At 67.6% G+C, this 12,837-nt stretch carries 20 protein-coding genes; 2 read left to right on the forward strand and 18 right to left on the reverse strand.

The window, feature by feature from the left end:
• The 15 genes from VGN93_RS30065 to VGN93_RS30135 all read right to left on the reverse strand — a co-directional run bounded on the left by VGN93_RS30065 (position 1) and on the right by VGN93_RS30135 (position 9,204).
• Entirely contained in the window at positions 1–429 is a 429-nt protein-coding gene (locus tag VGN93_RS30065) for an NlpC/P60 family protein (RefSeq protein ID WP_327510519.1), read from the reverse strand.
• A gap of 166 nt (positions 430–595) precedes the next feature.
• The gene (locus tag VGN93_RS30070; protein ID WP_327510520.1) at positions 596–1,480 is read right to left on the reverse strand and encodes a DUF2163 domain-containing protein; all 885 of its coding nucleotides are present in this window, start codon (positions 1,478–1,480) and stop codon (positions 596–598) included.
• Positions 1,477–2,112 carry a DUF2460 domain-containing protein gene (locus VGN93_RS30075; protein WP_327510521.1) on the reverse strand — a complete coding sequence of 212 codons (636 nt, stop codon included), beginning with the start codon at positions 2,110–2,112 and terminating at the stop codon, positions 1,477–1,479. Before VGN93_RS30075 ends, VGN93_RS30070 begins: the two co-directional genes overlap by 4 nt.
• Positions 2,113–2,309: 197 nt before the next feature.
• Positions 2,310–2,840: a phage tail tape measure protein gene (locus tag VGN93_RS30080; RefSeq protein WP_327510522.1), complete on the reverse strand. Its 531-nt coding sequence runs from the start codon at positions 2,838–2,840 to the stop codon at positions 2,310–2,312.
• A 3-nt stretch (positions 2,841–2,843) separates the two neighbouring features.
• Entirely contained in the window at positions 2,844–3,047 is a 204-nt protein-coding gene (locus VGN93_RS30085; protein ID WP_327510523.1) for a rcc01693 family protein, read from the reverse strand.
• Complete coding sequence (locus tag VGN93_RS30090) at positions 3,044–3,394, reverse strand: gene transfer agent family protein (protein WP_319311052.1); 351 nt, start codon at positions 3,392–3,394, stop codon at positions 3,044–3,046. Before VGN93_RS30090 ends, VGN93_RS30085 begins: the two co-directional genes overlap by 4 nt.
• A complete protein-coding gene (locus VGN93_RS30095) occupies positions 3,394–3,801 on the reverse strand; it encodes a phage major tail protein, TP901-1 family (protein ID WP_319311050.1) in 408 nt (135 codons plus the stop codon). Before VGN93_RS30095 ends, VGN93_RS30090 begins: the two co-directional genes overlap by 1 nt.
• Positions 3,802–3,828: 27 nt before the next feature.
• Positions 3,829–4,236, reverse strand: coding sequence for a DUF3168 domain-containing protein (locus VGN93_RS30100; RefSeq protein ID WP_327510524.1), 408 nt, complete (start codon positions 4,234–4,236; stop codon positions 3,829–3,831).
• A complete protein-coding gene (locus VGN93_RS30105; protein ID WP_327510525.1) occupies positions 4,233–4,571 on the reverse strand; it encodes a phage head closure protein in 339 nt (112 codons plus the stop codon). Before VGN93_RS30105 ends, VGN93_RS30100 begins: the two co-directional genes overlap by 4 nt.
• On the reverse strand, positions 4,571–5,140 hold the full coding sequence (locus VGN93_RS30110) for a head-tail connector protein (protein ID WP_327510596.1): 570 nt from the start codon (positions 5,138–5,140) through the stop codon (positions 4,571–4,573). The genes VGN93_RS30105 and VGN93_RS30110 overlap by 1 nt, the downstream gene beginning before the upstream one ends.
• Before the next feature lie 265 nt (positions 5,141–5,405).
• Entirely contained in the window at positions 5,406–6,656 is a 1,251-nt protein-coding gene (locus VGN93_RS30115) for a phage major capsid protein (protein ID WP_327510526.1), read from the reverse strand.
• Between the two features lie 17 nt (positions 6,657–6,673).
• On the reverse strand, positions 6,674–7,231 hold the full coding sequence (locus VGN93_RS30120; protein ID WP_327510527.1) for an HK97 family phage prohead protease: 558 nt from the start codon (positions 7,229–7,231) through the stop codon (positions 6,674–6,676).
• A 137-nt stretch (positions 7,232–7,368) separates the two neighbouring features.
• Positions 7,369–7,677, reverse strand: a complete 309-nt coding sequence (locus tag VGN93_RS30125; protein ID WP_319311026.1) for a DUF6107 family protein — start codon at positions 7,675–7,677, stop codon at positions 7,369–7,371.
• A gap of 77 nt (positions 7,678–7,754) precedes the next feature.
• Positions 7,755–7,913 (reverse strand): hypothetical protein, encoded by a 159-nt coding sequence (locus tag VGN93_RS30130; RefSeq protein WP_327510528.1) that lies wholly within the window; start codon positions 7,911–7,913, stop codon positions 7,755–7,757.
• A 151-nt stretch (positions 7,914–8,064) separates the two neighbouring features.
• Positions 8,065–9,204, reverse strand: coding sequence for a phage portal protein (locus tag VGN93_RS30135; RefSeq protein ID WP_327510529.1), 1,140 nt, complete (start codon positions 9,202–9,204; stop codon positions 8,065–8,067).
• A gap of 103 nt (positions 9,205–9,307) precedes the next feature.
• Between VGN93_RS30135 and VGN93_RS30140 the strand changes: the two genes are divergently transcribed.
• Positions 9,308–9,613, forward strand: coding sequence for a hypothetical protein (locus VGN93_RS30140; protein WP_327510530.1), 306 nt, complete (start codon positions 9,308–9,310; stop codon positions 9,611–9,613).
• 3 nt (positions 9,614–9,616) lie between these two features.
• Here VGN93_RS30140 and VGN93_RS30145 read toward each other — a convergent pair whose 3' ends face one another.
• The 3 genes from VGN93_RS30145 to VGN93_RS30155 form a co-directional block, all read right to left on the reverse strand.
• Complete coding sequence (locus VGN93_RS30145) at positions 9,617–10,228, reverse strand: glycoside hydrolase family 19 protein (protein ID WP_327510531.1); 612 nt, start codon at positions 10,226–10,228, stop codon at positions 9,617–9,619.
• Between the two features lies 1 nt (position 10,229).
• On the reverse strand, positions 10,230–11,633 hold the full coding sequence (locus VGN93_RS30150) for a DNA-packaging protein (RefSeq protein WP_414714212.1): 1,404 nt from the start codon (positions 11,631–11,633) through the stop codon (positions 10,230–10,232).
• A 73-nt stretch (positions 11,634–11,706) separates the two neighbouring features.
• A complete protein-coding gene (locus VGN93_RS30155) occupies positions 11,707–12,246 on the reverse strand; it encodes a hypothetical protein (protein WP_327510532.1) in 540 nt (179 codons plus the stop codon).
• A 258-nt stretch (positions 12,247–12,504) separates the two neighbouring features.
• Here VGN93_RS30155 and VGN93_RS30160 point away from each other — a divergent pair, with 258 nt between their 5' ends.
• Positions 12,505–12,837, forward strand: a complete 333-nt coding sequence (locus VGN93_RS30160; RefSeq protein ID WP_327510533.1) for an MmcQ/YjbR family DNA-binding protein — start codon at positions 12,505–12,507, stop codon at positions 12,835–12,837.

The following is a 12,837-nucleotide window of genomic DNA, read 5'->3' on the forward strand; positions in this document are numbered from 1 at the left end:
TCAGCCAATCTCCGGAAAGCGGAAGACGCCGGCAATGCGCCGTCGCCAGGAAGGCACGAGCGGCGAAGAGATCACCGCCCCCTGCTCGTAGGCATGGATGAAACGCTCATCGGGCGCCGCGATGCCGGCATGTTTCGCCGCCACCCCCGCCCGCCAGCGAAAAATGAGAAGGTCCCCCGGCCGGAGCGCCGAAACCGGAAGCACGCCGCCACAATGCCGCGCCGCCGCGGCAAGCAGCCGCTCCTCCCCCGCCCGCTCCGCCCAGTCCGCCGCATAAGGCGCCGGCACCTCCGGCTCCGCCCCGTAAAGCTCCCGCCAAACGCCGCGGATCAGCCCCAGACAGTCGCACCCGACGCCCTTCAGCGATCCCTGGTGGCGATAGGGCGTGCCGATAAAGCTGCGCGCGATTTCGACGACGCGCTCGCCCACCCCCTCATCCGCCCTTCGGGCACCTTCTCCCCCACGGGGAGAAGGGGTGGAAAGGCTCCGCCCACACGCGGCGGCCAAGGTGGAAACTGACGGCACCAGCGGCTCCCCTTCTCCCCCGGGGGGAGAAGGTGGCCGACAGGCCGGATGAGGGGGTTTCAACCGGCCGTCACTCATAAAGCGGCCTCCCGTCATGCACCGTCTCGCCATCCGCATAGCCATAGGTGAAGTCGCTCCCCGGCATATGCGGAAAGCCGCGGAAATTCAGCGTATTGGCAAACTTCGCCTTACAGGTGGAAAAGCGCTTGTCGCACCCCGCCGTCACCAGCATCGTATCGCCAACGAGAACACCCGCCGGCACCGGCTGCCAGAAGGTCAGTTCCCCGCCCGCCTTGCGCTGGTCCTCGAGATCCGCCGTCAGCCCTTCGGCCGCGCCGCTGGTGAAGGTCAGCACGCCATAACGAAAGAACCGGTCGGCAAAACCCGAAAGCCCGCTCACCCGCAGCCGCATGTCATCCAGCACCGCGCTCACGGTCGCCGTCGCCCGGAATGCCGATGTCGAAACATCCTTGCCGCACCGGCTGTCGCCCAGCACCGCATCGCAGCGATGCCCGTAGATACGGCCGTGCACCTGGTCCAGCCGGTGCGTCAGCCGCCGCAGTTCCACGCGAAAAAGCCCGCCCTCGCGCCGCACCTCGCCAAGCTCCGCCGTGCGCAGCAGCAGCCGCTGCGACGGGTCCTGCCAGTTGACCGTAAAGACCTCGACCTTCGCTCCGTCATAGCGCCCCGCCGAAAGGTCCTCCGCCCGAACCGCGTCCGCCGAAAACCCACCCGAAACATCGCCGCCCTCGGCGGAAAGCCCGTTGCCGTCCTCCGCCTCGCTCGCCTCGAAACCGCTCGCCGCCAGATAGTCCAGCCCGCCGAAGGAAAGATCGCGGTCATGATCGGTAAAACCCATCACCACGCCGTCGCGCCGCGTCACCCGCCAGGCATGGCAGAGCGTCGTCACCTCGCCGTCGAGATGGGCCTGAAGCCCGCCCGGGATCGTCCTCATGGCTTGATCTCCAGAAGCGGAATGGACGGAATGCGCCCGGCATTGAACTGCGCGAGGTCGATATCGATGCGGTCCGTGTCGAAGCGCACCGGCACGTCGAATTCGTAGCCGGCCCGGATCACGCCCGAAGCCGGGATCTTCCCCGGCTTGAAGGTCACGACCCCCGTCGCGGAATTCACCGTATAATCGCCCGCCGACCGGACACCGCCCGCCACCGAGACCACCACCGTGCCCGCAACCGGCTTGTCGATAGGCCGCACCGTCTCGCCACCCGCATCCGCATAACGCTTCACCAGCTGGAACGCCGCCGTCACCCCGTCGCCGGTGCCGATCTGCTGGTCGCTCGCGCTGACCGTTCCGCCCGGCGCACAGGACTTGTGGTCCACCGGATCATGAAAGCGGAACCCGTAAAACTGCCCCGCCCGCGCCTCGAAAAACGCGAGCACCACATAAAGATCCTCGACCGAGCGCACGCCCGATCCCGCATCGTAGCGCCGCCGCGCATCCTGCCAGCGGCGGTTGCGGTTCTCCCGCCCGTTGGACAGGCTGACAATATCCGTCCGCCGCACCGGCCCGCCGCTGGTGCCCAGCGCCACCCGCAACGGAAACCGCACCTCATGAAATCCTGCCATCCGATGTCTCCGGTGTTGAATAGGCGGCGCCACAGAACGCCGACGTCCCGTCAGGCGCCCACCTCCCCCTTGATGGGGGAGGTCGCCGCAAAGCGGCGGGTGGGGGGGACCCGCGGCAAACTCTGCCGTCGGCGAGTGTCACCCCACCCCGGACCTGCGGTCCGACCCTCCGCTCAAGGGGAGGGTAAAAGGCCGCCTCACAAATTCCGCTGCCCGCGCCCCACGGCACGGGTCAGCATCGCCGCGATCTGACCTTCGGATTTGCGGAAACTCGCCGCATCCTGCGCCGTCACGTTGAAGACGATGCGCGCCCCGCCGCCGCCCTCGGTCGCGACACCCAGCGCCCCGTCCGGCCCGCGCTTCAGCGGCAGGATCGCCTCCGCCCCCGCCTCGCCCATCAGCCCTAGCCCGCCGCCGCTGCCGAAATAGGTGGGCGACGCCACCACACCGCCCTTGGCAAAGGGCGTCGCCCCGCCAAGCAGGCCGGAAAGCCCGGAGGACAACAGCCCCTCCAGCGGCTTCAGCCCGACGGAAAGCGCGATGTCGCTCATGCGCAGCGCAAGGCCCCGCAACACGCTTTCCAGCCCCTTTCCATCCACGACCGCGCCCTTCAGCGCGCTCGTCAGCGCCGAGCCGAAGGAGCGCGAACGCGCCTCCAGGTCGTCGAAGATCGTCGAAAGCGCGCCGGCATCGTCCAGCGTGCCGGAGAGAGGATTGTCGTCCGCCATGGTTCACTCCTTGTTGTCGGGAAAGGCCTGCATCAGCGCCGCAAGCGCCTGGCGCCCCGGCACCGCCGGCGAAGGCCGCAGCACGCCCAGCGCGAAGCCGAGCTCGCGCGGCGTCATCGCCCAAAAGTCCTTCGCGGAAAGCCGCATGCGGCAGAGCCCGGCATGAAGCACCGCCTCCCAGGGGAAGGCGGCCCTCTCGCCGCTCACGCCGGATGCGGCCCCGGAGGGTTTTCACCACCGGCTCCAAACGTCGCCTGCAGCAGTTCGGCGGCAATGCGCGCAAAACCCGCAAGCCCGTCCGCCACCGCCATCGACGCCACGTCCTCGTCGCTGAAGAGATTGCCGCCGCCGCGCAGCCCCGCCGCGATAATGCGGATCAGGTCGTCCGCCTTCAGCCGCCCGGAGGAAAAGCGCTCGGCGAGCCCCGTCAGGCTGTCGACGGCGAAGGCCGTTTCCAGCTCGGCCAGCGCCCCCAGCGTCAGGCACAACACCCGCCGCTCGCCATCGAAAACGGCCTCGATCTCGCCGCGGTGCCGGTTCGCCCGCGCGCCCATCACAGTGCCCCGAAGGTCAGGACACCGGCCGATTCCAGCGCGATCTCGAAGACGATCTCGCCGTCATGCGCGCCAGAATATTCCAGCGCGGCGATCTGGAACGGCCCCTCGACCGTGCCGAAATCCGGAATGACCACCTGCCAGTCGACGATCGTGCTGCCGAAGAACAGCGCGCGCACCGTCGCATCCGACGCCTGGTCCTTGAAAATTCCGCTGCCGCTGACCGCCGCGCGTTGCACGCCGGCGCCGCCCAGCAGTTCGCGCCAGCGCCCCGCCGATTCCGCGTCCGTCACGTCGACAAGCTGCGCATTGAACGACAGCCGCTTCGAGCGCAGCCCCGCAACCGTCGCAAAACCCGCGCCGTTGTCGATCTTGAGCAGCAGATCCCGCCCCTTCTGTGCCACCATGGCAAGGTTCCTCTTCGTGAGTTGGGGTTAAGTGTGCGGTTCCGTCACCGCCCGAAAACGCATTTCCGCACGGTGAAAGCGGGATTTTCCGTCGCGCCTGAGCCGCGTATCGCGATGAAACAGCAACACGAGGTGATGCCCTGCGAGCGTCAGCGCCGCGTCGTCGAGCGCCGCGCGCACCGCCGCCGCGATCGCCTGCACCTGCCGGTGCCCCGCCGCCTCCGACCAGGCTTCCAGCGTCACCGTATGTTCCTCGCCCGTCTCGCTGGCCGTCGAATGGTCCGCGCTGTCGATGCCGGCGATCACCACCAGCGGCGACGCCGGTTCGGCGAGCCGCCGGTCCGTGATGCCGCTTGCGCCGACCAGCGCCGTCAGCGCCGTGTCGCCCGAAAGCCGGGCAAAAATCGCCTTCTGCAGGGCCGATGCCGCGCTCATGGCTTGATCTCCTCGCAGTCGGCAAGCGTGTAACGCCCGGTCTCATCCGGATCGCGGAAGGCGCGGATGGCAAAGAGCCGCGCGCCCTTGCGCAGCCGCATGCCGCCCGCCAGGTTTTCGCGCCGCCGCATCCAGATGCGGTGCGTCACCGTCACCGGCAGCGTTCCCGCCGCCTCGTCCGCCTTCGCGACCGTCGGCTCGATGCGCGCCCAGAGCGTCGCCAGCGCAGAAAACGTGCGTTCCACGCCGCCCTGCCCGTCCGGCGTTTCCACCGGCTGTTCCAGCACCAGCCGCGCCGTGAAGGCGCCCGGATCGATGGTTTCGTCGAAGGCCATCAGAGCCTCCGCAGGGCATAGGGCGCGACAAGCCGGTCGTAACCCTGCGGCACCGCGCCGGGCTGGTCGTCCAGCGAAAGCACGCCGCGCAGCTCGTACATTGCCGCGACATGCAGCAGCAGCGCCCGCTTCAGCGTGCCCGGCACCTCAGCGCCGCTCTCGCCGAAGCCGGCGGTAAAATCGATCTCGATGCCGTTCAGCGCGCGTTCCGTCGCCGGACGCGCGGGCAGCACCAGCCGCGCCGGCCGCGTCGTGCCATCCAGCACATAGCCGGTCGCATCGACCTCCACCGGCGCACCGGCGGCGTCATAAACCGTCACCGCTTCAATGGTTTGCACCGGCCCCCTGGCAATCTGAATCACCCGGGTCTCCGGCCAGTCGTCGAGATAGAGGCGGAAGGTGCGGGCAATCAGCGCCAGCCCCGTCTGCCCCTCCAGATAGTCCCGCGCGGCGCGCATCAGGCCCGCAAGCAGGGTATCCTCGTCGGAGGCATCCAGGCGCAGATGCGCCTTCACCTCGGCAAGCGTGATCGGCTCCGCGGCCGGCGGCATCAGTTCGGCAATGGTCATGGGGTCCTGTCCGGTCTGGAGGAACGGCGGGCGCAGCCGGGAGGAAACCACGCCCGCCAGCACCGGCGTCAGGGAACGACCGCCGGTGCGAGAAAAGTTGAAGCGTTCAAGGCTCGGCACCTACCTCCCCCTTGAGGGGGGAGGTCGCCGCGAAGCGGCGGGTGGGGGTGAGCGCATCCGCACCGGCATCGCCTGTGGAGACGCCGCATCACCCCACCCCGGGCCTTCGGCCCGACCCTCCCCCTCAAGGGGAGGGTAAGCCGCCTCAGCTCGCCGAAAACTTCACCAGCTTGATCGCCTCGAAATTCTGCACCCCGCCGCCGACGCGCTTGGTCGTGTAGAACAGCACATAGGGCTTGGCCGAATAGGGATCGCGCAGCACGCGCACCCCCGTGCGATCGACGACGAGATAGCCGGAGCGGAAGTCGCCGAAGGCGATGGAGAAGCTGTCCGCCGCCACATCCGGCATGTCCTCGGCCTCCGCGATGGCGAAGCCCAGCAGCGAGGCCGCCTGGCCGGCGGAGGCCGGCGGGCGCCAGAGATAGTTGCCGTCCGTGTCCTTGAACTTGCGGATCGTGCCTTGCGTCTTGCGGTTCATCACGAAGGTGCCGTTCTGCCGGTGCCCCGCCTTCAGCGAATAGACCGTGTCGAACAGCGTGTCGGAGGGATTGCTCGCCTTGAAAGCGCCCGCCGCACCCGTCGCGATATAGCCGATATTGCCCCAACTCCAGCTCGCATCGGCGACGTTGGTATAGCTCAAAAAGCCCTTCGGCTTGTTGGTGCCGTCGCCGGAGACGAAGGCGGTGCCTTCCTGCTCGGCGAAGACGATGTCGACCTCGGAGGCGATCCAGCCCTCGACATCCACCGCCGCATCGTCGAGCAGTGCGGCCGTCGCCGCCGGCATGGCGTAGAGTTCCATGGTCGGGAAGGAGAGTTCGGCGAGCTGCGCATTGCCGGTTTGCGGCCGCGCTGCCGTCTCCGCCACCCAGCCGGCCGCCATGCCGGAGGTGGCGAACGGCTTCTTCAGCACCGCGCCCGAGACCTGGCGCACAGTCGCGAGCGAACGGATCGGCGAGGCGGCGGAAAGCCTGCGGCCGATCTCCGTATCCGTTTCCGGCGGCACGAGATAACCGCCATCGGCCGCCGAGCCGACCGACATGGCCTTGCCCTCCAGCGCCCTGAGCGCATTCTCGTCGCCCCGGCGCATATAGGCGGAGAAGGCCGCCTTGTGCTCGGCCGCTTCCAGGCTGCCCTCGCCGCTGCCGCCGAGTGCCGGGCGCGCCTTCTTCAGCGCCAGATGGTCGAGCACGCGCTTCTGCTCGTCGATCGCGCGGTTGATGCGGTCCACCTTGTCGCGCGTCACGACGTCGGCCGTCAGTTTCTGCTCGATCTCGCCGAGCCGGCGGTCGTTGGTCTCCTTGAAGGCCTCGAAGGCCTCCATGAAGTCGTCGAAGGCGGCGGTCATCGTTTCCGGCACGGCCTTGATTTCCGGCGCGGTCTTGTGGATCTCCGTCATGTCTTCCTCTTCAGTTGTTAGCGTTTCATCATCCGGGCCGCCCGGCGCATGATGCGAACGAGCTCCGTTTCCCGGTCGCGGAACCACCGCGCATTCTTCACGTTCGACACCCGCGCCGAAGGCAGCATGGGAAAGGTGACGATCGAGATTTCCCAAAGATCCGCCTCCAGGATGCGGCGCACGCCGCTCGTCCTGTCGGTCTTCGAGCGCACCGTCTGGAAGCCGATGGAAAGGCCATCCAGCGCGCCGGATTTCATGAGGTTCAGCACCTCGCGGGCCCGCGCCACGCCGGGCGAAAGCACGCCCTCGACATAGAGCCCGCGGGCATCCTCGCGGATGGTGCGCCAGCGCCCGAGCGGCTCGGCCGGATCGTGCTGGAACAGCATGCGCACGCCGGCAGGCCCGCGCTTTTCCAGCGAGCGCACGAAGGCGCCGGGCGCAATCGCGTCCTTGCCGAGGTCCACCTCGCCGAACAGGCTCGCATAGCCGGAAAACACCCCGTCTCCGGAGACGCCGGCAAGCGTCAGATCGGCATATTTCTTCGTCCGCCAGACCGGCAGGTCGTCGGTGATCATGATTTGCTCCGATGTGGAATGAGGGAGTAGGAAATGGGCAGTAGGCAGTAGGGATTGTGATGGGAGAAGGGAGCGGGCAGCAGGCGTTCCGAACCTATTTCCCTACTGCCTACTGCCTACTGCCCATTGCCTATTGCCTACCCCCTCATCCTCTCCGCCGCCCGCGCCAAAACCCCGAGCCCCCACCAGGCCGAAAGGCTCGCCGCCGCCGATCCGGTCAAAAGCACCTCCGCCGGCCCGAGATAGGTGGCGATGCCGAGCCGGACCGCGATCCAGAGCCCCGCCGGTCCGCCGAAGACGAGCCCGCAGGCAAGCCCGGTGAAAAACCGGCAGGCCGCCTCGCGCCGGCTCTTGGGCAAGAGATAGATGAGCGAGACGGCAGCACCCGCCGAAGCCCCAACCAGACGAGCCGTCCACAGCCCGCCATCGTTTCCGATGTCAGCCATTGTTAAGCCTTTCAGATTATTATAAAATTCGATCGGTACGGCCACAGAGGGCCGGACGCGTCCTGCCTCGCGCGGAGTCAGGCGGCGGAAAACGCCGAGTCTTTTGAATCGCTTATGCGGCTTTGTTCGAAGGCGGATTCAACGCCTTCAAGAATTGAATCCTGTAGGCGAAAAAGAGATTCACAAAAGCCGAGCAGAACACTGATCAACACCGATATTCCAACGGCGCCGCGCATGCCTACCTCCCCCTTGAGGGGGGAGGTCGCCGCGAAGCGGCGGGTGGGGGTGACCCGCATCCGCACCGGCATCGCCTGTGGAGAGGCCGCGTCACCCCACCCCGGACCTTCGGTCCGACCCTCCCCCTCAAGGGGAGGGTAAAAGCGCCCCTCAATACCCCACCGCCCGCCGCTTCTCCTCATCCGTCAAAAACGCCGCCGCCCCCACGCGCGCCCACAATTCCGAGCGCTCCGCCGCAAGCCCGCTCACCTGGTCGAGATCCGGCACCAGTCGCAGGGCCGTTTCCTGACCCTCGGAGAACCAGGCCGCAAAAGACGCCGCGGTCCGCTGCACCAGCGGCAACACCGTCAGCCGCCAGAAAGCCCGGTTGGCCTCCTGGTAGTTGGCATAGGTCGCGTCCCCCGGAATGCCGACCAACATGGGCGGTACGCCGAAGGCGAGCGCGATGTCGCGCGCAGCACCATTCTTCGCCTCCACGAAATCCATCTCGCGGGGCGAAAGCCCCATCGCCTTCCAGTCGAGCCCGCCTTCCAGCAGCATCGGCCGCCCGGCCCGCGCCGGGCCCGAATAGCCCTCCTCCAGCTCGCTCTTCAACCGGTCGTACTGGTCGGGCGTCAGGTTGCCGCCCTCCTTCGGCTGGTAGACCAGCGCGCCGGAAGGCCGCGCGGAATTGTCGAGCAGCGCCTTGTTCCAGATCGCCGCCGCATTGGAGAGGTCGAGCGCCATGGAGGCCGCCTCCAGCGGTGCAAACCCCACCTGGTCGTCGAGCGGATGGAACAGCCGAAGATGCAGGATCGCCTGGCCCTCGCCTGCCATATGCCGGCGCACATGGCTGCCCGCCCGGTATTCATAGGCCTCCGGCCACCCGTCCCGCCCCTCGATGACGCGCATCCGGTCCGGCCGCAGCAGGTGCAGTTCACGCAGTTCCTCGCCCACCCGCACGCCCTCGACGAAGGCATTGCCGGAGAGCATCAGGTGCCCATAGAGCGTCTCGAAGAAATCCGTGCCCGCCATGCGCCCGTTCGGCCGGGCGATGAGCGCCAGCAACGGCTCGTCCGGCCGCTCCGCCTCGCCCGCATAGGCAAGCCAGGGCACCGAAGCGGCGGCCTCCGCGATCATCCGCACCGCCCGGTGCGCCACCGGGTTCTTCATGAACCCCTCGCGCGACAGCGACGCATAACTGCGGCTCGACCAATGCGCCCGGCCCTCGGCCGTCAGCGCGAAAAAACCCGACGCCTTGGTCTCCGCCGCCGCCCTCGGCCGCCGCGAAAGGAAGGATGGTAGCTTCATGATGTCCTCGGTTTTAGGAATTGAACGAGACGTGCCGTTTCGAACGCCGATTGCGATTTGTGACGCCAGGCGATAAAGTGGTAGTGTGGAAACGAGAGCGGCCATGACGAGTGAAACGCTAAGCCTCGACTATCTGGCAAGACAGGCAAAATCGAACATGGATGAGATGCGACTCGTCCGGAAGGATTTGGCCGAAATGATGCGGCTTCTCACCGCCAGTTATGAACTTACACGCCGGTCCGAACGCCGTCAGGTCGAACTTCGTGACGATCTTGAACTCATGATCAAGATGGAGCTCGGTGGCTCCATGGCCAATATCCAAACGTCTATCGAAAACTCCCTTGCACGCGTCGTAGCAACCGTCGGCGATGTCATCCAGCGCGTCCAGCGCTTGGAAGACAGGACCTGACAGCTACCCGCCCAGCGCCACAAAAAACGCCTGCCCATACCCCGCCACGCGCTCGGCCCTATCGAGCCCGTTGATGATGCGCCGTGCCCCCACCCAGTCGGCCCGTCCGGCCGCAAAATGATCGGCCAGCCGCCGCCCGGTGAAGGCGCCGCGCAGCATGCCGATGAAGAGGATTTCGACGGAGGTCGCCATCTCCATCGCCCGCTCCGGCCGTGCGACGAGGTCGATGCCGGTCAGCTCCGCCAGGCGCTCGTAGTTGCGCCGGTGCGTGATCTGCACGAGCCCGCGTCCGAGCCAGCTTTTCCCGTCCGCATCGCGCCGCCAGTAGGGTGCTGAGACCTGCGGCAGCCGCCCGGCCGCAAAGGCCCGGTCGAGCACGCCGATCGCCGCGGCGTCGGTTGCGGCAAAGGTCTCGCGCACCGGCTGCAGGCGCCCGCCCGTCTCGTGATGCGCGGTCGCCAGCATATAGGCGAGGAAGCGCCGGTCGCGCGTCTCGCCGCCCTGCTCGAACCGGTCGAGCAGGGCCGTCAAGCCCGCGACCTGCCCTTGCCCCAGCCGGCCGGCGTAAAGCGCCCCGCGCACCTCGTCGAAAAACGCCTTGCGATCGATCACCATGTCAAACCCCTCGCACCCGCGGTTCGCCCAGCCGGTCGAGCACCAGCGCCGTCAGCGCCCAGACGAGCGCATCCAGCCGGTCCGGCGAGCGGCCGGCGGACAGTCCGTCCGGCCCGAAATCACAAATCTGGTCTTCCAGCTCGGCAAAGGCACCCGCATGCGCCACCCGCCCCTGCTCGTAGAGCGCCGCCACCGGCTCCGCCCGCAAAAATTTGCCGCGCGTCGCCCGCACCGTCGCGACCGGCAGATTGGCGTCGACGCTGCGCAGCATCGCCGTCACCATGTCGCCGCCCTGGTTGACTTCCGCGATCACCCGGTCCGCATCGAAGCGCCGAAAGGCGCGCACCACCGCGCCCGCCCAGCCCGCCGGGCTGGCACCCGTCACCGAACAGTCCGCCAGCACCACAGCCCGCCCGCCGCCATCCAGCCCCGCCACGACGATGCCGCAAACCGAGGCCGCGGACGCCGTCGCCGGCGGATCGACCGCCACGACGATGCGCGACAGCGGCCCCGGATTGCGCAGCCGGATCGCCTCCAGCCGCGCCCGGTTCCACAGCGCATCCGCGCGGTCGGTGATCAGTTCGCCATCCAGCTCCTGCCGCCCCAGCCGCGTGCCGCCGTAGCGATCCGCCATGGCATCGAGAAAGCGCGGCGAGAGATTTTTGGCATTGTCTTCCGTCCGGATGCGCCGGACCGCCGTCTTGCCATCCGTCGCCAGCGCCCGCAAAAGCGGCACCGGCCGCGGCGTCGTCGTCACCAGCACGCGCGGATCGTCGCCGAGGCGCAGGCCGAATTGCAGCATGTCCCAGGTCTCCTGCGCATGTTTCCATTTGCCGAGCTCGTCGCACCAGGCGAGATGAAACTGCGGCCCGCGCAGGCTTTCCGGGTCTTCGGAGGAAAAGATCTGCCCGATCGAGCCGTTCGGCCAGACGAGGCGCCGGCGCGAGGCCTCGAATTCCGGCCGCGACCGTCCGGCGATCCGGCAGATGCCGGACACGCCGTCGATCATCACCTCGCGCGCATCGCCGAGCGTTTCGGCCACCAGCGCAATGCGGCTCTCCGGCCGCGCCAGCGCCATCGCATGCACCCATTCCGCGCCCGCCCTTGTCTTGCCGGAGCCGCGCCCGCCCATCAGCAGCCAGACCCGCCAGTCGCCCTTGGGCGGCATCTGGGCCAGGCGCGATTGAAAGTGCCATCGCTGCAAATCCTGACGTTTGCGAAGCCCGGTCCGGCGAGCGGCATCCCGCTCGGCCACATCGACATCCTGGCTCGCGGGGAGAACGTCCCCGCAGGGGGATGAGGGGCAACTCGCATTCTCCGGGGTTTCGCCCCGCCGCCCGAGCCCCGCCTCCAATTCATCGGCAGCAATCCGAAAAGCCGTCCGCGCCCGTTCTTCCTCGATCATCCGCAAGCCCGCTGCCGCCGCCGTCCTATCCGCATCGATCTTCCGCCCGGCCGCCCGAAGGGCGAGCCGGTCCCTACGGTCCGCTTTCCGCGCGCGCGGCAGCATCGCCGCCAGTCCCGTTTTCCCGCATCCAGTCTTCCCTCGCGGCATTCAACCGGTCCTTCACCCGCTCTTCCACCAGCCGGTCGAACTCCGCCGCCAGCGCCTCGCCGTCGTCCGGCTCGCCCAGCGCCGCTTCCGCCTCGGCCCGCTCGTTGATCAGCGTGCGCTGCAAACTGTCGATCTTTTCCAGCGTGCGCACGATCAGCGACACCGCCTCGATCGCAGCCTTCGCATCCGTCTGCGCCAGCTTGCGAGAAGCCTCGTCCTCGGCGGCATCGGCGTCCCGCTCGGCAAAGGCCCGCTGGCTCTGGAAGCGCTGGAACCGCTCGCGCAGCTCCTTCGTCATTTCCAGAAGCATGGCCTGCATGTCGAGAAACGGATCGAGCGGCGCTTCCGCCTTGATATCGAGCACCGGCGCCGCCCCGCCCGCAAAATCCGCCCGCCGCCCCGCCAGCCCATCATAGGCCGCCATGTCCGGCGAGATGCCGAAAAGCCCGAGATCAACCGTCAAACCGCTGTCCATCGCCACACCCGAAAATGAAAAGGCGCCCGGTCCAGAGGAACGAGCGCCTGTCAATAAATTCCCATCAAGCCGGCCGCGGGCGGATACCGCCAAACCATCAGCCTCCGAAAAGTCCGGCAAATCCCTCCGCCCGCACCTTTCCGACTATGCCATAACCCTACCAGACCACCGTGACGCCGTCAAGGACTATTTTCCTATTTTATCCAGAAACTTTTACGCGCCTTCAAACAATGCTACCCTCCACCCATGACATCCGACGATCTCATCGCGATCGCGCTCGGCATGCCGGAGGCGCGGGAGAGTGCTCATTTCGGGAAGCGGGACTTCCGGGTGGGCGAGAGGATCTTCATGTCTTTGCCGCAGGCCGGCCGGGCCGTCGTGAAGCTCACGCCGGACCAGCAGTTGATGGCGGTCGAGACCGATCCGGGGCTGTGTGCGCCGGTGCCGGGCGGCTGGGGGCTCAAGGGCTGGACGTCGCTTTATTTCGACGGCGCGGATGGCGCGCGGGTGCGCGAACTCATCGGCACCGCCTGGAGCAACGTGGCGCCGAAGAAGCTGGCCGCGGCAAGCCCGGACTGA

Source organism: Shinella sp. (assembly GCF_035998705.1).
GTDB lineage: Bacteria > Pseudomonadota > Alphaproteobacteria > Rhizobiales > Rhizobiaceae > Shinella.